Annotated in this window: 19 protein-coding genes; 4 read left to right on the forward strand and 15 right to left on the reverse strand. The window is 69.4% G+C overall.

Annotated features, from left to right (window positions below):
• Nucleotides 1–5 precede the first annotated feature (5 nt).
• Complete coding sequence (locus DJ018_RS15460; RefSeq protein WP_111515874.1) at nt 6–749, forward strand: FadR/GntR family transcriptional regulator; 744 nt, start codon at nt 6–8, stop codon at nt 747–749.
• A gap of 43 nt (nt 750–792) precedes the next feature.
• On the opposite strand, the gene DJ018_RS15465 is transcribed toward DJ018_RS15460, so the two are convergent.
• The 5 genes from DJ018_RS15465 to DJ018_RS15485 form a co-directional block, all read right to left on the reverse strand.
• Complete coding sequence (locus tag DJ018_RS15465) at nt 793–2748, reverse strand: sialate O-acetylesterase (RefSeq protein ID WP_165842942.1); 1956 nt, start codon at nt 2746–2748, stop codon at nt 793–795.
• Between the two features lie 25 nt (nt 2749–2773).
• Entirely contained in the window at nt 2774–5176 is a 2403-nt protein-coding gene (locus DJ018_RS15470) for a glycoside hydrolase family 3 N-terminal domain-containing protein (protein ID WP_111515876.1), read from the reverse strand.
• Nucleotides 5173–6903 carry a glycoside hydrolase family 43 protein gene (locus tag DJ018_RS15475; protein ID WP_111515877.1) on the reverse strand — a complete coding sequence of 577 codons (1731 nt, stop codon included), beginning with the start codon at nt 6901–6903 and terminating at the stop codon, nt 5173–5175. Before DJ018_RS15475 ends, DJ018_RS15470 begins: the two co-directional genes overlap by 4 nt.
• Before the next feature lie 11 nt (nt 6904–6914).
• Nucleotides 6915–8048 carry an endo-1,4-beta-xylanase gene (locus DJ018_RS15480; RefSeq protein ID WP_111515878.1) on the reverse strand — a complete coding sequence of 378 codons (1134 nt, stop codon included), beginning with the start codon at nt 8046–8048 and terminating at the stop codon, nt 6915–6917.
• Nucleotides 8049–8202: 154 nt separating this feature from the next.
• Nucleotides 8203–9573 (reverse strand): FAD/NAD(P)-binding protein, encoded by a 1371-nt coding sequence (locus DJ018_RS15485; protein ID WP_111515879.1) that lies wholly within the window; start codon nt 9571–9573, stop codon nt 8203–8205.
• A gap of 143 nt (nt 9574–9716) precedes the next feature.
• Between DJ018_RS15485 and DJ018_RS15490 the strand changes: the two genes are divergently transcribed.
• The 3 genes from DJ018_RS15490 to DJ018_RS15500 all read left to right on the forward strand — a co-directional run bounded on the left by DJ018_RS15490 (nt 9717) and on the right by DJ018_RS15500 (nt 12713).
• Entirely contained in the window at nt 9717–9902 is a 186-nt protein-coding gene (locus tag DJ018_RS15490; protein ID WP_111515880.1) for a DUF3008 family protein, read from the forward strand.
• 117 nt (nt 9903–10019) lie between these two features.
• The gene (locus DJ018_RS15495; protein WP_240609581.1) at nt 10020–11624 is read left to right on the forward strand and encodes an MFS transporter; all 1605 of its coding nucleotides are present in this window, start codon (nt 10020–10022) and stop codon (nt 11622–11624) included.
• Nucleotides 11625–12713, forward strand: a complete 1089-nt coding sequence (locus tag DJ018_RS15500; RefSeq protein ID WP_111515881.1) for an HlyD family secretion protein — start codon at nt 11625–11627, stop codon at nt 12711–12713.
• Here DJ018_RS15500 and DJ018_RS15505 read toward each other — a convergent pair.
• The 10 genes from DJ018_RS15505 to DJ018_RS15550 all read right to left on the reverse strand — a co-directional run bounded on the left by DJ018_RS15505 (nt 12710) and on the right by DJ018_RS15550 (nt 24177).
• Complete coding sequence (locus DJ018_RS15505) at nt 12710–13099, reverse strand: VOC family protein (protein ID WP_111515882.1); 390 nt, start codon at nt 13097–13099, stop codon at nt 12710–12712. The genes DJ018_RS15500 and DJ018_RS15505 overlap by 4 nt on opposite strands.
• Before the next feature lies 1 nt (nt 13100).
• Nucleotides 13101–13793, reverse strand: coding sequence for an SDR family NAD(P)-dependent oxidoreductase (locus DJ018_RS15510; RefSeq protein WP_111515883.1), 693 nt, complete (start codon nt 13791–13793; stop codon nt 13101–13103).
• Between the two features lie 12 nt (nt 13794–13805).
• A complete protein-coding gene (locus DJ018_RS15515) occupies nt 13806–14978 on the reverse strand; it encodes an acetyl-CoA C-acetyltransferase (RefSeq protein WP_111515884.1) in 1173 nt (390 codons plus the stop codon).
• An 83-nt stretch (nt 14979–15061) separates the two neighbouring features.
• Nucleotides 15062–15556 carry a GAF domain-containing protein gene (locus DJ018_RS15520; protein ID WP_111515885.1) on the reverse strand — a complete coding sequence of 165 codons (495 nt, stop codon included), beginning with the start codon at nt 15554–15556 and terminating at the stop codon, nt 15062–15064.
• Between the two features lie 31 nt (nt 15557–15587).
• Entirely contained in the window at nt 15588–16511 is a 924-nt protein-coding gene (locus tag DJ018_RS15525; protein ID WP_111515886.1) for a response regulator, read from the reverse strand.
• A gap of 69 nt (nt 16512–16580) precedes the next feature.
• Nucleotides 16581–17360 (reverse strand): uroporphyrinogen-III C-methyltransferase, encoded by a 780-nt coding sequence (cobA, locus tag DJ018_RS15530; RefSeq protein ID WP_111515887.1) that lies wholly within the window; start codon nt 17358–17360, stop codon nt 16581–16583.
• Nucleotides 17350–19995: a nitrate reductase gene (locus tag DJ018_RS15535; protein WP_111515888.1), complete on the reverse strand. Its 2646-nt coding sequence runs from the start codon at nt 19993–19995 to the stop codon at nt 17350–17352. Before DJ018_RS15535 ends, cobA begins: the two co-directional genes overlap by 11 nt.
• 135 nt (nt 19996–20130) lie before the next feature.
• Nucleotides 20131–20469, reverse strand: a complete 339-nt coding sequence (gene nirD / locus DJ018_RS15540; protein WP_111515889.1) for a nitrite reductase small subunit NirD — start codon at nt 20467–20469, stop codon at nt 20131–20133.
• On the reverse strand, nt 20466–22922 hold the full coding sequence (gene nirB / locus DJ018_RS15545) for a nitrite reductase large subunit NirB (protein ID WP_111515890.1): 2457 nt from the start codon (nt 22920–22922) through the stop codon (nt 20466–20468). The genes nirD and nirB overlap by 4 nt, the downstream gene beginning before the upstream one ends.
• A gap of 31 nt (nt 22923–22953) precedes the next feature.
• Entirely contained in the window at nt 22954–24177 is a 1224-nt protein-coding gene (locus DJ018_RS15550; protein ID WP_111515891.1) for a nitrate/nitrite transporter, read from the reverse strand.
• Between the last annotated feature and the right edge of the window lie 99 nt (nt 24178–24276).

The raw sequence follows: 24276 nt of genomic DNA on the forward strand, positions 1-24276 counted from the left end.
GATCCATGGACGCCACTGGAAAGCTGTATCGCCGCCTCGCCGACGCGATCGCGTCTGAAATCGAAAGCGGCCGGTACAAGGTCGGCGATCGTTTGCCTACGGAACGTGAGCTGGCCGAGCAGTACGGCGTCAGCCGCCCTACGCTGCGTGAAGCCCTGATCGCCCTGGAAATGCTGGGCATGATCGAGGCGCGCCACGGCCTGGGCATCTATGTCACTCGCACCCAGATGCCGCTGCCGGCGTCAGCCTATGACTTCGAGATCGGGGCGTTCGAGCTGATCGAGGCGCGTCGGCTCTTCGAAGGCGAGGCCGCGGCCCTCGCCGCGACCAATATCACCGACGAACAGATCGCCCAGTTGGAGGACCTGCTCCAGCGGATGCACATCGAGGAGGAAGTCCGCGGCGAAGAAGCCGACAAGGAATTCCACCTGGTGATCGCGCGCGCCACAGGTAACGGGGCGATCATCGCCACGGTCGAGAACCTGTGGGAGTGGCGCAACCGGCCCTTGGCTCGCAACATCCTGACCCGCGCTCGCGGCATGGGTCTGGAGCCGCGGATCCTGGAGCATCGGCGGGTCGTCGACGCGCTCAAGGCGCGCGATCCGGCCGCCGCACGCCAGGCCATGCGCGACCATCTCGAGCGGGTCATCGAGCACCTGCTGCACGCGACCGAAACGGAGGCTCTGCAGCGCGCCGAGCAGGAGAGCCGGGCGCGCCGCAGCCAGATCGCCCGGCGGGTCGCGATCTGAGTTCGGACAGCCCGGCGCATGTTCGCCGGGCGTCCTTCTGTTCCTACTGAACTGGGATCTCAAACGGACCGGCCGGCAGGCCGCTCTCGTCGTAGAGATTGCAGATCGGGCTGTCGGCCCAACAGAACCGGACCAGCTTCGGCTGCGGCATGTGCGGAACGTTCAGGCGCACAATGTTTGGGCTGATGACGCGCCCTTCCACGAAGGCGCAGGATCCTGCGGCTTCGCCGCCGCAGAGCTCGAAGCCGATAGCGATGTTGGAGCTGTAGGTCAGGAGCTTGCCGGTGACGTCAGAGAATTTCACTTGCACAACACCGCCGCCGCCCTCGGCGCGCGCTGCCACCGGCCCTGAAGGCGAGATCGCCTCGCCGTAGGAGACGTGCCGGGCGGCGCGTGCGAGGCGGCGCCCAAGCTCCGGCTTTTGCGTCGGGTGCACGTCGGTGGGGTCGCCGATGTCGGTGGTGATCACCAGGCCGGCGTGCGGATCGGCAGCGACGACGCGCCGCTGCTGCTCGCGCACAATCGTCCACCCGTTGTTCATGGGCTGAGAGGCGCGGCTGCCGAACGCCGCGAGTTGCACCACCAGCACGTCGATGTCGCGGCCCTGGGTGGCGCGGAAATCGCGCATGAGGCCCTGGAGCATGGGCCCATACTCGAGCGGCCGGGCGGTGTTGGACTCCCCCTGGTACCAGAGCAGGCCGCGAGCGGCGTAAGGACCGATCGGTTCGATCATGCCGTTGCGGGCGACGGCGATGCCGAACAGAGCATCCCACGGGGGGAACGGGACGGCGCTGTTGCCCTTTGCGCCGATCTTGTAGCTCCAGGCGCCGTTCAGCGGCACGGGCTGGTTGGCGACGCGGAGCAGTTGCTTGTCTCTAGAAGACAGTAGTCCGCCGTTGTTCCAGGCGTTGAAGACACCCATCGTGATGGTGTTGCGGCCAGCCTTCAGGACGCCCTTGGGGATTTGGTAGCGGCGTTCGGGGCCCCACATGCGGTCGGAGCCGATGGGGACGCCGTTGATCCAGGTGATGTCAGCGTCGGCGACGGCGCCGAGCTCAAGGCTGGCGCGCTGGCGGGCCTGGGCGGCGGTCAGGTCTACGGTGGTCCGCAGCCAGGCCAGGCCGTCGAAGCCGACCAGGTCGGGGTCGCCCCAGGTCTCCCAGGCGCCGAAGCCCTCGGGCGCGGTCTTCCAGCCGGCGTTGTCGGAAGCCAGCCACGGCGTGCCGGCCGTCGGATAGTTCTTGCGCCACCAGCCTTCGAAGGCCTTGCCCCAGGTGCGGCCGGCGCCGGCGGGGTCGGTGCGATACTGCTGGAGCGCGTCGACAGCCGCGCCATAGCCAAGCTGGCGCAGGGTGGGCTCGGTGAGCCAGGTCTGTATGGTCGAGCCGCCCCAGGAGGCGTGCACCAGGCCTTGCGGGACGTTCACCGTCTTCTGCAGCTCGCGAGCGAAGAAGTAGCAGGCGGCCGAGAACTCGCCGATGGTTTGCGGGGTGACGGCGTTCCAACTGGGCCGGGCCTTGTCCGGCGCGAAGTCGGTCAGCGGCTTGCTGCTGGCGTACTGGTCCACCTGGAAAAGGCGGATGTTCGGGTGGTTGGCCTCGCGCAGCTCGTTCTCCGCGTTGGAGACGAACTTCACCCGCATCTGCATGTTGGACTGGCCCGAGCAGAGCCAGACGTCGCCGACCAGCACATCGCTGACCGACTGCGTGCGCCCCCCTGCCCGCGCCCTGAGAACGAACGGCCCGCCGGCCGGCGTGGCCGGCAGCTCCGCGCGCCAGCGGCCCTGGGCGTCGGCGGTGGCGCTGGCGCTCTTGCCGGCGAACTCGACGGTGACCTGCTCACCGGGCTGCGCCTGACCCCAGACTGGAACCGGCCGCTCACGCTGCAGAACCGCGTGGTCCTGGAACATGGTGTGCAGCAGGGACTGGGCGCTGGCCCCGCCCGCTGCGGCCACGAGAAGGGCGGCCGCCGCCGGCCCGAGGATCCTACGCCAGCCCACGCCCATCTCGCTCGTACCCCTGCGCTTACGCCGTGACCGTGAAGCTCGCGCTCTTCAGGTCGACCGAGTTGGGGCCGACCAGGACCGTGAACTTGCCCGGCTCCACCACCCGCTTCATGTCGATGTTCCAGAGCGCCAGGTCCTGGGCCGTCAGCTCGAACGACACGGTCGTCCGCGCGCCGGGCGCCAGGGTCACGCGGCGGAAGCGCTTCAGCTCCAGCACCGGACGGGTGACCGAAGCGGCCTCGTCGCGCAGATAGAGCTGCACCACCTCGTCGCCGGCGCGCTGGCCGGTGTTGGCCACGTCCACGTCGATCCGCACGGTCTCGGTCGCCCGCACGCTCACGCTGGCGATCCGCGGCGCCGAGATCTCGAAGGTCGTGTAGCTGAGGCCGAAGCCGAATGGGTAGAGCGGCCGGGTGTCCCCGAACAGGTAGCCGCGGTGCGCCGTGGGCTTGTGGTTGTAGTAGATCGGCAGCTGGCCGACGTCCTTGGCGATCGTCACCGGCAGCTTGCCGCCCGGATTGAAGCGGCCGAACAGCACGTCGGCGACGGCGTGACCGGTCTCCTGCCCCAGGTACCAGCCCTCGATCAGGGCGTCGGCGCGTTCCGCCAGCAGGTTCACGGTCAGCGGACGGCCGTTCAGCAGCAGCACCACAGTCGGCTTGCGGAGGTCGAAGATCGCCTTGGCGAGGTCGTTCTGCTGACCCAGCAGGTCGAGGGACGAGCGGTCGCCCAGGTGCTGGTCGGCCCAGGCCTCGCGGCTGGTTTCCTCGTTGTCACCCAACACCATGACGATGACGTCGGCGTTCTTCGCCACCTCGACCGCCTCGGCGATCAGGCGGGCGTTGATCGCCGGGTCGACCAGCTTGACGTCGTCCTTGGACCAGATGCGGGTCTCGGTGATCCGCACGGCCTCCGCGTAATCGACCGTGAAGCGGCCCTTGGCCTCTTGCTGCAGGCCTTCCAGCACGCTGACGACCTTGCGGGGCACTTCGCTGTAGCCGCCGATCGGGGTGTCGCGCGCGTGGGTGCCGAGAACGGCCAGGCGCTTGATCTTGCCGGCGTCGAGCGGCAGCAGGCCCTTGTCGTTCTTGAGCAGGATCATCGCCTTGCGCGCCGCTTCGCGCGCCAGGGCGACGGCGTCCGGCGTGGCGGTCAGGCGGTCAGCGCGCTTGGCGTCGACATAGGGATTTTCGAACAGGCCGCCTTCGAACTTGATGCGGAGCACCCGGCGCACGGCCGTGTTGATCTGCTCTTCGCTGACCCGGCCCGCGCGGACCAGCGCCGGCAGGTGGTTGTAGTACTCGCCGTCCGGCAGCTCGACGTCGACGCCGGCCGTCACCGCCGCCACAGCTGCATCCTGCGGGGTCTCGAACATCTTGTGGCGGGTGATGGTCTCGCGGATCGCGAAGTAGTCGCTAGTGGCCGCGCCCTGGAAGCCCCACTCGCCGCGCAGCACGTCCGTCAGCAGCCACTTGTTCACGTGGCTCGGGACGCCGTCGATCTCGTTGTAGGAGGGCATGACCGCCCGCACCGGGATCGCCTTGATGCAGGCCTCGAAAGGCGGGAAGAAGTTCTCGCGCAGCACCCGCTCCGAGATCTGCGCGGGGCCGACATTGGTCCCGCTTTCCGGCTGACCGTGGCCGGTCAGGTGCTTGAGGGTGACGAACACCTTGTCCTTGGCCAGCGGCAGGGTCTTGCCCTGGAAGCCGGTCACGGCCGCGACGCTGATCTGGCTGACCAGGTAGGGATCTTCGCCGTAGGTCTCCTCGATCCGGCCCCACCGCGGGTCGCGCGCCACGTCGACGACGGGCGCCAGCGCGATGTTGGCCCCGCGGGCGCGCATTTCGCGGGCCGCGCAGCTGAACACCTTCTCGACCAGCTCCGGATCCCAGGTGGACGCCAGGGCGATCGACTGCGGGAACATAGTGGAGTAGCGCGCCACATAGCCGTGCAGCGCTTCCTCGTGCATCAGCAGCGGGATGCCGAGGCGGGTCTTCTCCATGGCCCAGCGCTGGGCCGCATTGATGTAGTCAGCCGTCTGGCGCGGATCGCGATTGACAGCGCCAGCCGCAGCCCCGGCGGCGCCTGCGCCGCCCTGGATGTTCTCCTGCTTCACGCCCCGGAAGTCGGAGGGGCGGGAGATCTGGCCCAGGCCATGCGGGAAGACCTGGCTGGCTTTGGCCGGAGAGAAGTCGCCGTTGTCTTCCTGGATCTTGCCCTTGTGTTCCCAGATGCCGACCATCTGGGCGACCTTCTCCTCCAGCGTCATGCGGCCGAGCAGGTCCTCGATCCGCGCGTCGATCGAGGCGCGAGGGTCCTTGTAGACCGGCCGCGCCTGCGCGACGGCGCTCGAGGCGCCGGCGGCGGCGGACATGGCGATCAAGCTCGCGCCAACGTGGCGGCGGGTGATGGTCGTCATCATTGGCTCCGGGTCTGGGGCGCAGGAGTCGGGGTCTGGCCCGAGTAGGCGTAGGGGCCGAAGGTGGCGCCGACGAAGCCGCCGGCGGTCTTGGTCGAGAGGATCTTGCCGTCGGCTCCCTGAACCAGGGATGTCCACTGGCCGGGCTTGAGGGCATAGGCGAAGTCGTACTTGTCGCCCTTGGCCTCGATCTTCAGTTCAATGGGCTGGCCGCGCGGCACGGGCGCCGAGGCGACGGTGACCCCGTGGATCGGGTCCTTGGGCCCTGCCCGACGCTCCACCTTCACGACGGTTTTGCCGCCCTCCTGAGCCAAGCCCAGGAAGTAGAAGAAGTCGTCGCTCTGCAGAGCGGCCATGCCGGCGCGATCGCCGTCACGATGGGGGGTGAAGACCACCCGGGTCGAGGCGGCGGCGTTCAGGTGCTGCTGGCGTCGGCCGAAGTAGGACGGGTTTGCTTGGGAGCCGAGGGCGTCCGGGCGCGCCGTGAGGGTGAGCGCCCCGCCGCCGAGCTTCCACCACTGCGCCTTGGGCTGGCGCATCATCATCCAGTAGGGCGGCAGCGAAGATCCATCGAACTCGTCGCGCACAGCGAAGTCGCCGCTGGTGGGCACCGGGCGCGCAGGTCCGGCCGGCAGCTTGGGCCGGGGATGGACACGCGGGATCGCCTCGCCGTTCTTCAGGATCACCGGCCAGCCGTCTTCGGTCCAGGTCACCGGCAGCAGGAAGGTCTCGCGGCCGGTGTTGTAGAAGTCGCCCTCATAGGGCTGGACCGCCAGGAACGAAGCCCACCAGGAGCCGTCCTGCGCTTCCACGAGTTGGGCGTGGCCCGCCGAGGTGATCGGATGGGCGCGGTCGCGCGGCAGGTCGCGCTGCGTCAGGATCGGGTTGCCGCTCCACGGCTCGAAGGGACCCAGCGGGCTCTTGGAGCGCAGGATCACCTGGGAGTGGCCCTCGGCCGTGCCGCCTTCGGCGCAGCTGAGATAGTACCAGTCGCCGCGCTTGAAGATGTGCGGACCTTCGATCCAGATCGGCTTGGTGGAGATGTCCACGCCGCCGTTGACCAGCACCTTTCGCGGACCGAACGGGGTCATGGTCTTGAGGTCGATTTCCTGACCCCAGATCGCCCGATGGCCCTCGTAGCGCGCAGGCTCCGGCGGCTCCTCGTTGTTGACGATGTAGGTGCGGCCGTCGGCGTCATGGAAGAAGGACGGATCGATGCCGCCGATGGTCTTCAGCCAGATGGGATCGGACCAGGGACCTGCCGGGTCCTTTGCGCTGATGACGTAGTTGCCGCCGCAATCCACGCAGGTGTTGAGGATGTAGTAGGTCCCGTCCTTGAACGAGATGGTCGGGGCGAACACCGCACGCGACAGGCCGAGACGCCCGAAGTCGAGCTGGCCGGGACGGTCGATGGCGTTGCCCACCTGGGTCCAGTTGACCATGTCCGAGCTGCGGAACACCGGCAGGCCCGGGAAGTACGAGAAGGTCGAGGTGACCAGCAGGTAGTCGTCGCCTGCCCGGATCATGCTGGGGTCGGGATAGAAGCCCGACATGATGGGGTTGCGGTACTGATCGGCGCCCAGGGGCTGGGCGTTCGCCGGGCTGGAGCCACGGTAGTCGAACCAGTCGAACCGCGCGGTCAGGTCCTGCGCAGCGGCGGAGCCGGCGGCCGCCAGAGCGGCGCCAGCGATCAGGGCGAGCTTCAGCCCGCGCACGTTCCGTCCAGTCATTCCAGCTATCCTCAGCCCCAAGAAGCGCGCGTCGGAGCCGAACGCAGGCTGGCTTCGATGGCCGCCCGCATCAGTTTCGGCTTCAGGTTGGAGTCGTAGGGGGTCGGGCGCTTGGGCAGCTTGTCCGCCCGCGGCCACCAGGTCTGCAGCCAGGAATGGTTGTCCGACAGGCCCCAGGCGATGATCTGCTTCAGCTCAGGATAGCTGACCATCATGTCGAGGTAGTCGCGCGTCACCGAAGCCACGAGCTGGTCGCGGGCGGCCGGGTCCTTCGGCCCGTCGGTGTCGTTGATGTCGAACTCGGTGATCAGGACGTCCAGGCCCATGCCCTTCACCTCGTCCATGAAGCGGCGCCATTCGCGGGCCTCTTCGCCGGCGAAGGCCAGGCGGGTGTCGGAATCGCCGTTGCCGATGTGGCCCTGCACGCCCAGGGCGTCGATCGGCACGTTCCGCTTCTTGAGTCCCTCCAGCAGCTTCAACACGCCGGCGCGATGCTTCGCGTCCTTGGCCGCGTGGCCCATGTAGTCGTTGTAGAGCAGCTTGGCGTTGGGAGCCGCCTGCTTGGCGGTGTGGAAGGCCAGGTCGATCACCTCCGGCCCGAGGGCCCGGGTGTAGACGGTGTCGCGGATCTCGCCGGTGGCCGGGTCGATGGTCTCGTTGACCACGTCGAACGACTGCATCTGCGGATAGCGCTTGGCCACGGTGGCCACGTAGTTGGTGATCCAGGCCTCGGCCTTGGCCTTGCCGCCGAAGTCGTAAGACTTCAGCCAGTTGGGCGCGAACTCGTCACGGTTCCAGAGCAGGGTGTGGCCGCGCATCAGCAGACCGCGCTGCTTGGCGAAATCCACCAGCTTGTCGGCCGGGCCGAAGTTCCACTGCGCCTCGTTCGCGCCCTTGATGACGTAGATCTTCAGCTCGTTCTCATGGACGAGGATGCCGCACTCGCGGGCGACCAGCTCCATGTAGGGCTTGTCGTTGAAGGCGCTCTTGGCCCCCGGCGCGCCCACGCCGACGGCGTTGCCGAAGCGCAGGCCCTTAGTCCGAGCGATCTTGTCGAGGGAGCTGCTGGACGCGGCCGGCGCCGCCGCCCCGCTCATCGCCGCAGCCGCGGCCATCACCAGGGTTTCCCGGCGGGACATACGCATAACAACACCTCCCAAACTGCACGCTTCGTCTGCGCCATCAGGCCGCAAAGCATTGCCTTTGTTGTGCCGGACGCGGTCAGGTGCTGCAAGGGGACTTTGGTACCGCTCCCATCATGACTTTTCCGTGTGATAGATGCCGGAGCGGGCGACCAGGCTAAACCGCTACGGCTGGTTGCGGGGCTCGAAGCTGCTCCAGAACGGCCTGCGCCACGGCGGCGGTCTGGCTGCGCAGATCGGGCACGGCGAGCGACTCCCAGACCGCGGCCCGGGTCAGGGGGCCGACGGCGAACAGACCGGGCGTCGGGGCGCCGCGGGCGCCGATCACACGCAATTCGCGGGTGACATCGAGGCCCAGCCCCAGCGGATCGCGGCGAACCGCGCCTGCCCGGCGAAGCTGCGCGATCAGTCCCACCTCGGCGGAGTCCGGGTCGCCGCGCGGGCCGGTGCAGTTGACCACCGCCGAGAAGCGGCGCGTGACGGACGTGCGCTCCCCCCGTGGACGGATGCGGGCCTGGAAACCTGCGCCGTCCCGCGAGACGTGCTCCAGCCGGCCGGCCAGCACCTCCAGCTGGGCGGAGATCACAAGGCCTGAAAGGCGGGCGGCGATCATGGGCGCCATCCGATGGCGGTGAACGTCCCACCAGGGCCGGGCATGACGCAAGAACCGGCGACGCTGGGCCAGGCTCCAGCTGCGCCAGATGTCGGCGGTGAGCGGTCGGATGCTGTCCACGGCTTCCCGCCAGCCGACCTTTTCCGCCTGCTCCCGCAAGGTGCGCATGGCCGCCCGTAGCGTCGCGAGGGATCCGTCCGGAGGGGCGGCGGAGGCGGTGGGCGCGTGGGCGCGGGCGATCAGGCCGTGGCGGGAAAGTGCGGTCAGCCGCCGCCCTTCGCCGGCAAGCCCCAGGGCCACGTCGACCATGGTCAGCCCAGAACCGATCAGCAGGATGTCGCCCTCCGGCGCCGCGGCGGGGTCGAACCGCCAGGGGTCGGCGACATAGCGGTCGTCGGCCAGCACGTCGGGATCAGCGCCGGGCGGCGGCGCGGGCGGCAGAAGCCCGAGCGCCAGAACAACCGCGTCGGCGTCAAAGGAGCGCCCGAGTTTCAGGGTCACGCGCTGGCGTCCCTCCCGGGGCTCGATCGCGGTGGCCTCGTCCGCCTCCAGCAGCAGGCGGCCGGCATGGGTCGGCTCGCGCACCTGCTGGCGGAGGAGGCTTTGAAGATAGTCGCCATAGCGGCTACGGCTGACGAAGGCGTCGCGTGCGCCGCTCTCCCCTTCCCCCTCAAGCCAGCGGATGAAGTGCTCCGGCTCGTCCGGGAAGGCGCTCATGTTCGACGCGCGCACGTTCAGCACATGGTCGGGGTGAGCCGCCTGGTACGCCCGCCCCCGGCCAAACAAAGGCGCCCGCTCCACGAGCCGGACCACGAGTTCGGGATCGCCGCGCAGCAGATGAACCGCGGTCAGCAGGCCGCTGAAGCCGCCGCCGATGACGGCCACGGTGAGCGGGCCCTGGCGAGTTTGCGACATGAGCGGACCTTCCAAGTTCAACGCCTACAGAGTTGGTGGGAATTTGCATCCAGGCAAGGCCAGAAACTCTACCGAGCGCTTTAGCCGGTGGATGAACCCTGGCGTGCGGGTTGGCGTTGGCCCTGAAACGAAGGAGCAAACCCATGCCCGCCAAGTCTCAGGCCCAGCAGAAGGCGGCCGGCGCCGCCCTGTCCGCCAAGCGCGGGCACACGCCCAAGTCCAAGCTGAAGGGCGCATCCAAGCAGATGGCCGACTCCATGAGCGAAAAGCAGCTCGAGGAGCTTGCCCACACCAAGCGCAAGGGCAAGCCGGACCACGTCGCCAGGTAGGGGCGCGCCTGCTGGCGCTGACAGACCGTCCGGGGCGGCGCCCGCCGTCTTTTTGCTGGGCCTTGAACCCCGCCGCACCGGCGTCCGTTCGAGCTTGCCCGCTTCGAGCGCGAAACCGTGAGCGACACCCCGCAAACCCCGCTGCCCGCGCCGCCGTTCAGCCTCGGAAGCCGACTGATCTATGCGGCGATGGCGTTGCTGGTGGGCACGACGCAGGGGCTGGGCATCAACATCGTCACCGCCAACCTTCCGGCGATCCAGGGCTCCCTGGGCGCGACGCCGACGGAGGGCGCGTGGTTGCTGGCGGCCTACTACGCGACCAGCATCAGCCTGTCGGCCCTGCTGGTGAAGTTCCGCTTCCAGTTCGGCCTGCATCTGTTCGCGGACCTGGGACTGATGCTGTTCATCGTGGTGACGGCGGCGCACCTGTTCGCCGACGACCTGCGGTCAGCCGTCGCCCTGCGCGCGGCGCAAGGGGTGGCGGCGGCGCCGCTGACCTCGCTGGCCATCGTCTACATGATGAACGCCTGGCCGGAGAGCCGGCGGCCGACCGCCGTGGCGTTCGGCATGGCCTGCTCGCAGATCGGCGTGCCGCTGGCCCGGGTCATCTCGCCCGACCTTCTGCAGATCGGCGACTGGCACGGGCTCTATCTGCTGGAGCTCGGGCTGGCGATCATCTGCCTGGCCGGCGTGAACCTGTTCCGGCTTCCGCCCGCCCCGCGGATCATGAAGTTCGAATGGGGCGATGCGCTGAGCTTTGCGCTGTTCGCGCCGGGGCTGGGGCTGCTGGCGGTGGCGCTGAGCATGGGCCGGTACGTCTGGTGGACCGAGGCGCCGTGGATCGGCGTGTGTCTGGCGCTGTCGCTGCCGCTGATCGGGGCGGCGATCATCGTCGAGCTGCACCGCCAGCGACCGCTGCTGGACCTGCGCTGGCTGTCCAGCGGCGAGATGATCCGGCTGTTCATCGCCATCATCCTGTTCCGCATCGCCCTGTCGGAGCAAACGGTGGGCGCGGTGGGAATGCTGCAGACCCTGGGCGTTCAGAACGAGCAGCTGGCGACGCTCTACTGGATCGAGCTTGCGGCCATGCTGGCGGGGTTCACCTGGATCGGGCTGACCCTGAAGCCGGCCAGGCCGCTGACGCCGCTGATGTTCGCCCTGCTGCTGATCATCGCAGCGGCCTGGACGGACGCCCACGCCACCAACCTCACCCGCCCGGCCCAGCTTTACGTGACTCAAGGAATGATGGCGTTCGCGGGCGCCTTCTTCCTGCCGCCGGCCATGCTGTACGGCGTCAGCCAGGCCATGGCGCGCAGCCAGGCGCACTTCGTCAGCTTCGTGATGCTGTTCAGCGCGGGCCAGAACCTGGGCGGCCTGATCGGGTCGGCCTTTCTCGGCACCTTCGTCACGATGCGGGAGAAGTTCCATTCGAACCAGCTCACGCAGGGGCTGACCCTGGCCGATCCGCAGGTCGCCGCGCGGGTCCGCCAGCTGGCCGGGGCCTACGCCCACACCCTTTCCGACGCCCGGCTGCGCAACGCGGAGGGGCTGGCGCTGCTGCAGCAGCAGGCGACGCGGGAAGCCTATGTGCTGGCCTACAACGACGCGTTTCTCCTGATTGCGGCCCTGGCGACGCTCACCCTCGTGTGGATCCTTGTCCTGCGCCTGCGCATCTATGTGTGGCGGCGGCGACAGGCCCGGACCGCCGCCCAGGCCGCCTGAATGACTGCAACCGTCGACACAGCCCCCGCTCCTGGATCGCGCCGCCCGTGGCTGCTGCGCTCGCGCGCGACGATCCCGATCCTGCTGGCGGCGGCGGGCGGGGTGCTGCTGGTGCTGTTCGCCTGGCGCCTGCCGCCGTTCACCAGCGACGTGCAGCGCACGGACAACGCCTTTGTCCGTGGGCAGGTGACGGTGATCAGCCCCAAGCTGGACGGCTATGTCGCCGCGGTGCCCGTGCAGGACTACCAGCAGGTCAATCCCGGGCAGGTGCTTGTGCTGCTGGACGACCGGATCCCGCGCGAGCGGCTGGCGCAGGCGCAGGCGCAGCTGGCGGCGCAGGAGGCGCAGCTGGCCAACTCCCAGCAGCAGCAGCGGACGGCCCAGGCCAACGTCGCGCAGACCGCCGCCCAGATCGCCAGCGCCCAGGCGGCGCTCGCCCGCGCCCAGGCCGAGCTGAACCGGACCAACACCCTGGTGGAAGGGGGTTGGGTCTCGCCGCAGCAGCGGGACCAGGCCCTCGCCGCGCAACGTCAGGCCGCGGCCGCCGTGGCGCAGACCCAGGCCGGCCAGGAAGTGGCGCGGCAGGGCGTCGCCAGCGTGGTGGTGGCGCGCCAAGGGCTGCAGGCGCAGGTGGAGGCGGCGCGCGCGGCCGTCCAGCTGGCGCAGATCGACCTGCAGAACACCCGCATCATCGCCCCCCAGGCCGGGCGGCTGGGCGAAGTGGGCGTACGGGTCGGGCAGTATGTGACGCCGGGCACGCAGCTGATGGCCCTGGTGCCGGGCGCGATCTGGGTCACGGCGAACATGAAGGAGAACCAGATGGCTGATGTCCGCGTCGGCCAGCGGGTCACCTTCACGGTCGATGCGCTGAACGATGCGGAGCTGCGGGGCCGCGTCGAACGCATCTCGCCCGCGGCGGGCTCGGAGTTCGCGGTGCTGCGGCCGGACAACGCCACAGGCAACTTCACCAAGGTCGCCCAGCGGATCCCGGTTCGCATCCGGATCGACCCGGACCAGCCGCTGGCCAAGCGGCTAAGCCCCGGGATGAGCGTGGTGGTGCGCATCCACGCGGGAGCCTCGCCGGGCTAGGTCGCCTTCGGCTTGCGGACGAGGTGGAAGACGCAGAGCTTGTTGCCGTCCGGGTCGCGGAAGTAGGCGCCGTAGAAGGTGTCCGTGCGATCGCCCGGCTTGCCCTCGCAGGTGGCGCCGGCGGCGAGCGCGGCCGCGTAGACGGCGTCCACCTGCTCGCGGCTGGTGGCGGTCAGGCCGAACATGCCGCCGTTGCTGGGCTGGGCGGGCTGCTTGTCGTAGGGCGTGGTGATGGCGATCATGCCGGGGATCTCACGGCTGGCGTAGAACTGCATGGTCTCGCCCAGCATGAAGATCCGCCGTCCGCCGAGCGGGGCGAACACCTGGTCGTAGAAGGTGCGGGCCCGCTCGAAATCGTTGGTGCCGATGGTGGCGTAGCCGATCATCTCAGACCCTTCCGGTGACGGGCACCAAGGCCCCGGTGACCGCCCGAGCTTCCTCGGAGGCCAGGAACAGGATGACCGCGGCGAGGTCTTCCGGCCGCACCCAGGCGCCGAAGTCGGCGTCCGGCATGTCGCCCCGGTTGGCCGGCGTGTCGATGATCGAGGGCAGCACGGCGTTCACGGTCACGCCATCGGCCTTGAGCTCTTCCGCCAAGGCTTCCGTCAGGCGGTGGACGCCGGCCTTGGAGGCAGCGTAGGCGCCCATGCCATGAGCCGCCTTCACCGCGCCATTGGCCCCGACGTTGACGATGCGGCCCGAGCCGCTGGCCTTGAGGTGCGGGATGGCGGCGCGGCTGGCGTGCAGGGCCGTGAGCACGTTCAGGCGGTAGAGGCGGTCCCAGGTGTCGGAGCTGCCGCCGTCGATCGCTTCCCAGCGAAACCCGCCGGCGATGTTGAGCACCGCATCGAGGCCGCCGAAGCGCGAGACCACCGCCTGCACGGCCATCATCGCCTGCTCGGCGTCGGTGAGGTCGACGCCGCGGACGACCAGGACGTCCTCGCTGTCGGTGAAGCCGGGCGGCGGCTCACGGCCGTGATCGATCAGCGCCACGCGCCAGCCCCGCTCCACCGCCGCGCGGGCGACCACCGAGCCCAAGGCGCCCGAGGCGCCGGTGACCGCTACGATCCGACCTGCCATGACCTGCTCTCCCTAAAGCGCCTCGACGATGGTGACATTGGCCATGCCGCCGCCTTCGCACATGGTCTGCAGACCATAGCGCTTTCCGCGCGCCTTGAGAGCGTGAACCAGGGTGGTCATCAGCTTGGAGCCCGTGGCCCCGAGCGGGTGGCCAAGGGCGATGGCGCCGCCGTTGACGTTGACCCGCTCGGGGTCGGCGCCAGTGGCCTGCAGCCAGGCCATCGGAATGGAGGCGAAGGCCTCGTTCACTTCGAACAGGTCGATGTCATCCACGGACATGCCGGCCTTCTTCAGGGCCCGCTCGGTGGCCGGGATCGGCGCTTCCAGCATGATCACCGGATCGTGGCCGAGCACGGACATGTGGTGGATGCGCGCCAGCGGGGTCAGCCCGTGGGCCTTCAGAGCCGCTTCCGACACGACCATCACCGCGGACGCGCCGTCGCAGATCTGGCTGGCGGTGGCGGCGGTGATGCGGCCGCCGTCAGCGAGCAGTCTCACGCCGGCCATCCCCTCGGGCGTGACGTCGAAGCGGATGCCCTCGTCGCTGTCGTGGCGGAGCACCTGGCCTTCAGCGTCCTTGCCGTCGACGGCGACGATCTCGTCCCGGAACGCGCCGGCCTGAGTAGCGGCGATCGCCCGCTGGTGGCTGCGGTAGCCGTACTCGTCCAGCTGCTCGCGGGTGAGGCCGTACTTGGCCGCGACCATCTCGGCGCCCGTGAACTGGCTGAACATGATCCCAGGATAACGGTCTTCCATCCGCGGGCTCTTGGGCACGCCGAAGCCCTCCTTGGCCGGAAGGGTGACCGACAGGCCCATGGGCACGCGGGTCATGCTCTCGACGCCGCCGGCGATCACCACGTCCATGGTTCCGCTCATCACGGCCTGGGCGGCGAATTGCAGGCTCTGCTGCGAGGAGCCGCACTGCCGGTCGATGGAGGTGGCCGGCACGCTCTCCGGCAGGCGGGAAGCCAGCACGGCGTTGCGGCCGATGTTGGTGGACTGCTCGCCCACCTGCATGACGCAACCGAAGATCACGTCCTCGATGGCGGCGGGGTCCACTCCAGTGCGGTCCACCAGATCGTTCAGGACCACGGCGCCCAGGTCGGCGGGATGCCAGTCCCTGAGCCGCCCGCCCTTGCGTCCGCCGGCCGTGCGGGTGGCCGCCACGATGAAGGCTTCGGGCATGTGTCGCTCCTTCCGAGACTGCTCAGACGGAAGGTAGGAAGGCGCCGCTGCGGAAGCCAAGAAGGCTTACGCGGACGTCAGCGTCAGGAGAAGGTCGCCTTCAGGATGGTCTCCAGCCAGTGCTGGTCCACTTCGTCGAACGCCGCCGGCCGCTCCGAGTCCACGTCGAACACGGCGATGAGTTCGCCGCCCGCGTCGAACACCGGGACAACGATCTCGCTGGCCGAGCGGCTGTCGCAGGCGATGTGACCCGGAAAGGCGTGGACGTCAGGGACGAGCTGAGTGGCGCGCGTCTCAGCGGCCGCGCCGCAAACGCCCCGGCCGAACGCGATGCGCAGGCAGCCGAGGGTGCCCTGGTAAGGCCCCACCACCAGTTCCCGCTCCTTGGTTGGATCGACCACGTAGAAGCCGGTCCAGAAGAAGTCGTCGAAGGTGGCGGCCAGCATGGAGGCGACGGTCGCCATGCGCGCGGTGAGGTTGGGCTCGCCCTCCAGCACGGAGGCGATCTCCGCGCTCACGGCGGCGTAGAGCTCCGCCTTGGAGCCGGACAGGGTCTTTTCGTTGAAGGCTTCGGCCATGCCGCCCCTTTAGCCGGGCGGCCGGCGCGGGTCACGCAGCTTGGCGCTTCTTGGCGGTCTTCTGCTTCACCACCGCCTCCAGCTTCGCGATCAGGATCTGGGCTTCCTTCGCCTCGCCTTCCGGCAGGTCGATGAGCTTGCCGATGACCTGGAAATGCAGGTCGAGCACCTCGCCCTGGCACTGCTCGGGCCCGCCCATGGCGTCGACGTATTCCATGAGCAGGGTCGAAGCCTTGTGCACCATGGCGTCGCGCACCTGCCGCGCGCGGAAGCTGGTGTGCTGCATGACGCGGTAGGTCATCTTCAGCGTGTCGCGATCCACACCGCCGCGGGCGGTGATCAGTGCGCGCAAAGCCTGGAGCTCGACGCTGATGGTCTCGCGCGTCGCGACGCGCTCAACGGTGTCCACCACCTCGTCGGGGTCGCTCATCCGGCGCAGGGGACCGGAGTAGCTGAGTTCGACGCGCCGCCTGCGATCGGGCCCGACGTAGGCATCCGAGACGATGAACGGCCGTGGCTTCGTCAGCACGAGCTGAATGCGCGACAGCAGGGCCGCCGGCGTGAACGGCTTGATCACGAACTCATTGACGCCCGCCCGGCGGGCCATCTCGACGTCGGCTTCGCTGCGGTGGCCGGTCACGATGATCACCGGCACTTCAGGATTTGGGATGCGGCTGTCCTTGCGAACCGCCGCCTGGCGGATCGAGCGGGTCAGCTCCAGGCCGTCCATCACCGGCATGATCCAGTCGGTGAACACGATGTCCGGATCCCAGCGCGCCAGCATGGCCCGGGCGCGCACGCCATCGCTGGCCGTTTCCACCTGCCCGACGCCGCCGGCGTAAAGGACATCGCCGATCAGCCGCTGGACGTTAGAGTTGTCGTCGACAACCAGCACCTTCAGCATCGCCAGGTCGTGCGGGCGAAGGCTGGCGCTCGGGAGGTTGCGGCGGGGCATCGTGGCTCTCTCGGCTCGTTCGCCGACAGACTGCCCATTCCGCGTTGAGAAGGGGTTTATGCCCCAGCTTCAGACGGCGCGAGCTACCCACTCCGGGGAGACAGCCATTTCGGCCACGACTTGGGCGCGGGCCGCGACCTCCCCAACGACGATCAACACAGGCCCATCGCCGGCCTGAGCCGCGGCCTCGGCCAGTCGGTCGAGCGTTCCGGGCATCAAGCGCGCCTCGGGGCTACCCGCCCGCTCCACCACGGCGACCGGGGTCGAGGGGGAGCGACCACAGGCGATCAGCCGGCGGCTGAGTTCCGCCGCGGCGCCGCCGCCCATGTAGATCGCCAAGGTGGCTTCGGTGTCCGCCGCCGCCTGCCAGTCGGTCTGCAAGGCGCCTGCTTCCAGGCGAGCGGTGGTGAAGACCACCCGCCGCGCCTCGTTGCGGTGGGTCAGGGGAAAGCCGAATTGCGCCGCGGCGGCGCAGGCGGCTGTGACGCCCGGCACGACTTCGGTTTCGACGCCGTGCGCTTCCAGAAAGGCCTTCTCCTCGCCGACCCGCCCAAAGATGGAAGGATCGCCGCCTTTCAAACGCACCACGTTCAGGCCGCGACGGGCCACCCGCAGCATCAACCGGTTGATCGTCTCCTGCTTCATGCTTGTGCGGCCGGCGCGCTTGCCGGTCTGGATCTTGAGGCAGGTGGCGGGCGCCAGCGCCAGAACCTCGTCCGAGATCAGGGCGTCGTAGAGCAGCGCCTCGGCGTTCTCGATCGCCCGTAGGGCGCGAACCGTCAGCAGGTCGGCGGCGCCGGGACCTGCGCCCACCAGCTGAACACGTCCGAGCTTGGTCTCATGCGGCATGGCGGACCTCCGTCTTGGGGGACTGGGCGATGAGGCGGGCGATCTCGGGCCGGCAGGACCCGCAGGCGGCGCCGGCGCCGGTGCTCTCGCTCACGGCGTCGATGCTCCCGCAGCCGGCGGCGATCGCATCCGTGATCCGGCTGGCCCGCACGCCGCGGCAGGCGCAGACGATCGGGCTGGCGTCGAGCGGTTTGCCGGGTGCGCGGCCGACCAGCAGCGCGGTCCGATCCTGCGCGGTGAGCTCGGAGGCGGCGAACAACTCCACCAACCACTCGCGCGGCGGCAAGGCGCCTGCGCCGGCCGTGAACAGCACCCGCTCCAGCCGGCCGCCGACCAGATAGGCTTCCCGCAACGAGCCGGCGCCGGCGTCTTCGAAGCGCAGCACCTCGACGGGCGCGCCCTTGGTCAGCACAGCCCGCAGCGCCTCGCGCTCCGCTTCATCGCCGCGGCCGGCGAACTCGTGCAGCTGGCAGCCGGCCTGCGGGATGCGGCGCCAGACGAGGTCGAGCGACTTTGGCGCAGACCATCCCTCCGCCGCGATGAAGAAACCCCGCCAGGTCTCGCGATAGGGCCGCGCCCGGGCCGGCGTGTGCTTGAACTCGGGCTGGCCCGAGCGTGCATCGACCTTCGGCGCGACAAGGGGGTTGGCTCGCCCGGCCGGCGCGAAGGTTTCGCCCCAGTGCATGGGCATGAAGATCGAGCCTGGCCGCTGGCGCTCGCTGACCTTGGCTACGGCCACGGCCTCGCCCTGGCGGGTGGTGACGCGGGTGAGCCGGCCCTCGGTGATCCCCAGCTTCTCGGCGTCGGCCGGGTGCACTTCGATATAGGGCTCGGGCGTGTGGCGACACAGTTCAGGCGCCAGGCCGGTCCGGGTCAGGGTGTGCCAGTGGTCGCGCACCCGGCCCGTGTTCAGCGATAGCGGGAACGCAGGATCGGTCGCCTCGGCCGGGCCCTCCGCGGCGACCGGCTGCATGCGGGCGCGACCGTCGGGCGTCTGGTAGCGGCCGTCGGTGAACAGCCGCGCCGTGCCGCCCGCCGAGGTCACGGGCCACTGGACCGGCTCCAGCGCGTCGTAAGCCTCGGGCGTGATCGCCGCCAGGGGGCCGAGGTTCAGCACGCGGCCTCCGTTCTCGTAGGCGCTGAGCCGCGCCCACTCCCGGAAGACTTGAGCCTGGCTGCGCCAGGAGAAGGCGTCGACGAACCCCATGGCGGTCGCAACGTCGGCCACGATGCGCCAGTCGGGCCGCGCCTCGCCCGGCGCGTCGAACAGGGCGCGTTGGCGGGAGATCCGCCGCTCGGAGTTGGTGACCGTGCCGTCCTTCTCGCCCCAGGCCAGGGCCGGAAGCTTCACGTGGGCGAAGGGTGCGGTGTCGGTGTCGGCCATGACGTCGGAGACCACCACGAACGGACAGGCGGCGAGAGCCTCGCGCACCTTGCCGGCGTTCGGCAGGCTGACGGCCGGGTTGGTGGCCATGACCCACAGGGCCTTGATGCGGCCTTCGCGGATCGCCTCGAACATCTCCACGGCCTTGAGGCCGGGCTTTTCGGAGATGGTGGGAGCGCCCCAGAAGCGCTTCACCCGCTCGCGGCTCTCCGGGTCGAAGTCCATGTGGCCGGCAAGGGTGGTGGCCATGCCGCCGGTCTCGCGTCCGCCCATGGCGTTGGGCTGGCCGGTGATCGAGAACGGAGCCGCCCCGGGCTTGCCGATGCGGCCGGTCGCCAGGTGGGCGTTGATGATGGCCGAACCCTTGGCGACGCCTTGGGCGGACTGGTTGGCGCCCATGGAGAACAGGCTGACGGTGCGCGGGGTCTCGGCGAACCAGCGGAAGAACTGCTCCAGGTCGGCGGCCGGCACGCCGCAATCCGCCGCCACCGCCGTCAGGGACTGATCGACCTTTCCCAGCTCGGCCTCGACGTCAGCAAAGCCATTCACGTGAGCGGCGACGTAGGCGCGGTCCACGGCGCCGCGCCGGATGAGGTCGGCGAGGAGCCCGTTCCAGAGGCGCACATCGCTTTGCGGCGCCAGGGGCAGGTGCAGGTCGGCGCCTTCGGCCGTGTCGGTCCGGCGCGGGTCGATGACCACGTGGCGCTGGCCGCGCGCCCTCGCCTGCTCCATGCGGCGGAACAGGACAGGGTGCGTCCAGGCCGCGTTGTGACCGGAGAAGACGACGAGGTCGGCGAGCTCCAGGTCTTCGTAGCAGCCGGGGACCAGGTCGGCGCCGAACGCCAGCTTGTGGGCCACGACGGCGCTGGCCATGCAGAGACGGGAATTGGTGTCGATGTTCGCCGAGCCGATGAAGCCCTTCATCAGCTTATTGGCCGCGTAGTAGTCCTCGGTCAGCAACTGCCCGGAGACGTAGAAGGCCACCGAGTCCGGGCCGTGCCGGGCGATGGTTTCCTTGAAGCGCTTGGCCACCAGGGCTGTCGCTTCGCTCCAAGACGCTTGGCGGCCGCCGATGGTCGGATGGAGCAGCCGGCCTTCGAGGCCGACGGTGGAGCCGAGGGCGCTGCCTTTGGAGCACAGGCGGCCGAAGTTGGCTGGGTGGGCGGCGTCGCCTGCTACACTGACGTTCCGGCCATCAGCCTTAGCCTTAACGCCGCATCCAACGCCGCAGTAGGGGCACGTCGTTCGCACGTCAGATCCTCCCCCTCAGGGGGAGGTGGCCGAAGGCCGGAGGGGGTTCCAGCCGCAAACTCGGCTGGTGTGACCCCCTCACCCGCTTCGCGGGAGCTCCCCCTGAGGGGGAGCATCTGGCGCGCCGGCTCGCCATCACACCTGGGCCAGGAGGAGGCGGCCGTCTTCGACGCGGAGCGGGATCACCGGGGTGCAGCCCTTGCCGGCGTCCGCGCCGACCGGCTCGCCGGTGGCCAGGTCGATGGACCAGTTGTGCAGGGGACAGGCCACGGAGCGGCCGTGGACGATGCCCTGGCTGAGCGGACCGCCCTTGTGCGGGCACTTGTCCTTGAGCGCGTAGACCTGGCCGTCGCCCGTGCGGAAGATGGCGATGTCGCCGGCCGGCGTCGGCACCCGGCGGGCGCCTCTGCGAGGCACGTCGGTCACCGCGCCAACGTCGATCCAGACAGTGGGGTCTTTGACGAGGGCGTTCATGCCGGGACGAACTCCATGCGACGGGACAGGGGGTTGAACTCGGCGGAGTCGCGGCCGGCGACCCGCTCAGCCCAGGGGTCGATGCGCGAGAAGCGCTGCGAGAAGGCGAACCGGTCGTAGAGGGCCCGGCGACGTTCAGGGTCCTCGATCTCGGCCTTGATCGTCTCGAGGCCGACGCGGGCCATCCACTTGTAGAGCCGCTCCAGGTACCAGCCCTGCTCGCGGTACATCTGGGTGATGGCGCAGATGGCCCAGAGCGCTTCCTGCTCGGAGGCGACCTTGGTCAGCAGCTGGGTTCCCTGGATGTGCAGGCCGGCGGCGCCGCCGATGTGGATCTCGTAGCCGCTGTCCACGCAGATCACGCCGATGTCCTTGCAGGTGGCTTCAGCGCAGTTCCGAGGACAGCCGGACACGGCGAGCTTGAGCTTGGCCGGCGTCCAGGAGCCCCACATGAACTTCTCGAGCTTGATGCCGAGGCCGGTGGAGTCCTGGGTGCCGAACCGGCACCAATCCGAGCCGACGCAGGTCTTCACGGTGCGCAGGCCCTTGGCGTAGGCGTGGCCGCTGACCATGCCGGCGCGGTTGAGGTCGGCCCAGACCGCCGGCAGGTCGTCCTTCTTGACGCCCAGCAGGTCGATGCGCTGGCCGCCGGTGACCTTCACCGAGGGGATGTCGAACTTCTCGACCACGTCGGCGATGGCGCGTAGCTCGGAGGCGCTGGTCATGCCGCCCCACATGCGGGGGACCACGGAATAGGTGCCGTCCTTCTGAATGTTGGCGTGCACCCGCTCGTTGATGTAGCGGCTCTGGCCATCGTCCCGGTACTCGCCCGGCCAGGCGCACAGCAGGTAGTAGTTCAGGGCGGGGCGGCAGGACGGGCAGCCGTCCGGCGTCGCCCACTCCAGCGCCTGCATGACCGCGGGCATGGACTTCAGGCCCTCGGCGACGATGCGCTTGCGGACCTCGTCGTGACCCTTGGACGTGCAGCCGCAGACGGGCTTGGGACCGGTCTGGACCTGGAAGGCGTCGCCCAGGGTGGCCTTCAGGATCTTCTCGACGAGAGGGGTGCAGGAGCCGCACGAGGCCGAAGCCTTGGTGTGCGCCTTCACGAGGTCGAGGGTGTTCAGGCCCTGATCGGTGATCGCCTGGGTGATGGTCCCTTTGCAGACGCCGTTGCAGCCGCAGACCTCAGCATCGTCCGCCATGGCCGCAACGGCCGCGCTAGGGTCGAGCCCCCGAAGGCCCTCCGTCATCGCCTGGCCGAACACCAGGGTCTCGCGGATGTCGCCGACCTCCGCGCCCTGGCGCATCAGGTCGAAGTACCAGCCGCCGTCGGCGGCGTCCCCGAACAGCACTGCGCCGGCGACCTTGCCGTCCTCCAGCACGATGCGCTTGTAGACGCCGCGGCCGGCGTCGCGGAACACGATGTCCTCGCAGCCGTCGCCGCCGGCGAACTTGCCGGCCGAGAAGACGTCCACGCCCGACACCTTAAGGCGCGTCGAGAGCACCGAGCCTTCGTAGGCCGCCTCGCCGCCGGCGAGGGAGGCGGCCGCCGTGCGGCACATCTCCCAGATCGGCGCAACCAGGCCGTAGCACTGGCCGCGGTGCTCCACGCACTCGCCCACCGCGTAGATGCTAGGGTCGGAGGTGCGGAGGTCATCGCCGACCACCACGCCGCGGTTCACCTCCAGGCCGGCCGCCTTGGCGAGGGCGGTGTTTGGTCGGATGCCGACGGCCATCACCAGGATGTCGCAAGGCAGGATCCGGCCGTCCTTCAGCTTCAGGCCGGTGACCTGGCCGTTCTCGCCCAGGATCTCCTCGGACTGAGCGCCCAGCACCGTCTCAACGCCGCGCTCGCTCATCGCCTGGGTCAGCAGGAAGCCGGCGGAGGCGTCGAGCTGGCGCTCCATCAGCACGTCCATCAGGTGGACGACGGTGGCCGCCATGCCGCGCCGGGCGAGGCCGTAGGCCGCCTCGATGCCCAGCAGCCCGCCGCCGATCACCACCGCCCGCGCGCCCGGCTTGGCCGCGGCGGCCATCATGGCTTCGACGTCGTCCAGGTCGCGGAAGGTGACGACGCCCTTGAGGTCAGCGCCCGGCAGCGGCAGGCGCACGGGGTCAGAACCCGTCGCCAGGATCAGCTTGTCGTAGCCGACTTCCAGCCCGCCTTCGGCGCGCAGGATCTTGGCCTCGGCGTCGATTGCCTCGACCTTGCGGCCGGCGTGCAGGGTAATGCCGTTGTCGCGGTACCAGGCCTCGTCGTTGATGACGATCTGGTCGAAGGTCTTCTCTCCGGCCAGCACGGGCGAGAGCATGATCCGGTCGTAGTTCACCCGGGGCTCTGCGCCGAAGATGGTGATGTCGTAGCGGTCCGGATCGCGCTTCAGCAGGTCGGACACCGCGCGGCAACCGGCCATGCCGTTGCCGACGACGACCAGGCGTTCCTTGGTCATGACGGTCTACTCCGAGGGAACTTGAGGGTGATCAGAGGCGCAGGGTGACGCCGGCGGCCTGGGCTTCGGCGCCCCAGGTCTTGCGCCAGCGGGTCTTCACGGTGGTCAGGCAACCCAGGGCCAGCAAGGCCATGCCGGCGAAGGCGAGCAGGCCGATCTGGTAGCTGCCGGTCATCTGCTTGGCCCAGCCGAGGCTGGAGGCCAGGTAGAAGCCGCCGATGCCGCCCGTCATGCCCACGAGGCCGGTGACGACGCCGATCTCCTTGCGGAACCGCTGAGGGGCCAGCTGGAACACCGCGCCGTTGCCGGCGCCCAGGGCGGACATGGAGAACATGATCACGGCCAGGGCCATCCAGACGCTGGGCGCTCTGAAGCTGGCAAGCGCCAGACCGAGAGCGGCGAGCACGTAGACGACGGTCAGGGTGCGCACGCCGCCGAAGCGGTCAGCCAGAGCGCCGCCGACCGGACGGACGAAGGAGCCAGCGAAGACGCAGGCGGCGGTGAAGAAGCCGGCGGTCACGGCGGGCAGGCCGTATTCGGCGTTGAAGTAGATGGTCAGCGAGGACGACAGGCCGACGAAGCCGCCGAAGGTCACGCTGTAGAGCAGCATCAGCCACCAGGCGTCGGGGGTCTTCAGCACGCTCATGTACTCGGCCAGACGCTTTGGCGCGGGCGGGTTCGGCGCGTCCTTGGCGAAGAGGACGTAGACCACGAAGGCGACGGCCAGCGGCAGAGCGGCGAGGCCGATGACGTTGTTCCAGCCCACCCACTGGGCGAGACCTGGCGCGAAAAGGGCGGCGAGCGCGGTGCCCGAGTTGCCGGCGCCGGCGATGCCGAGGGCGAGGCCCTGGTGTTCCGGCGGATACCAGCGCGAGGCCAGCGGCAGGGCCACGGCGAAGGAGGCGCCGGCCACGCCCAGGATCACGCCGAGCGCGAGCACCTGATGGTAGCTGTGCAGGCCCAGGCGCCAAGCGGCGATGAGGCCCGCCATGACGATCAGCTGGCCGATGATCCCGGTCTTCTTGGGGCCGATGTGGTCGACGAGGACGCCGGCCACGAGGCGCAGCACCGCACCGGACAGCACCGGGATGGCGACCATCAGGCCTTTTTGGGCGGCGTCGAGACCGAAGCTCTTGGAGATGGCGACGCCCAACGGTCCCAGCAGGACCCAGACCATGAAGCTCAGGTCGAAGTAGAGGAAGGCGGACAGCAGGGTCGGCGTGTGACCGGCCTTGAGGAACGAGCGGCTCAGCATGACGGATAGGCCCCGTGCAAAGGATTGCGGTGGAGCGGCGGCGTCGCCGGAGGGAGAGGCTCGTCATCGAGCCGTTCCGATGGCCGCGAACGCCGTTGT

The sequence above is a fragment of the Phenylobacterium deserti genome, assembly GCF_003254705.1.
Taxonomy (GTDB): domain Bacteria; phylum Pseudomonadota; class Alphaproteobacteria; order Caulobacterales; family Caulobacteraceae; genus Phenylobacterium; species Phenylobacterium deserti.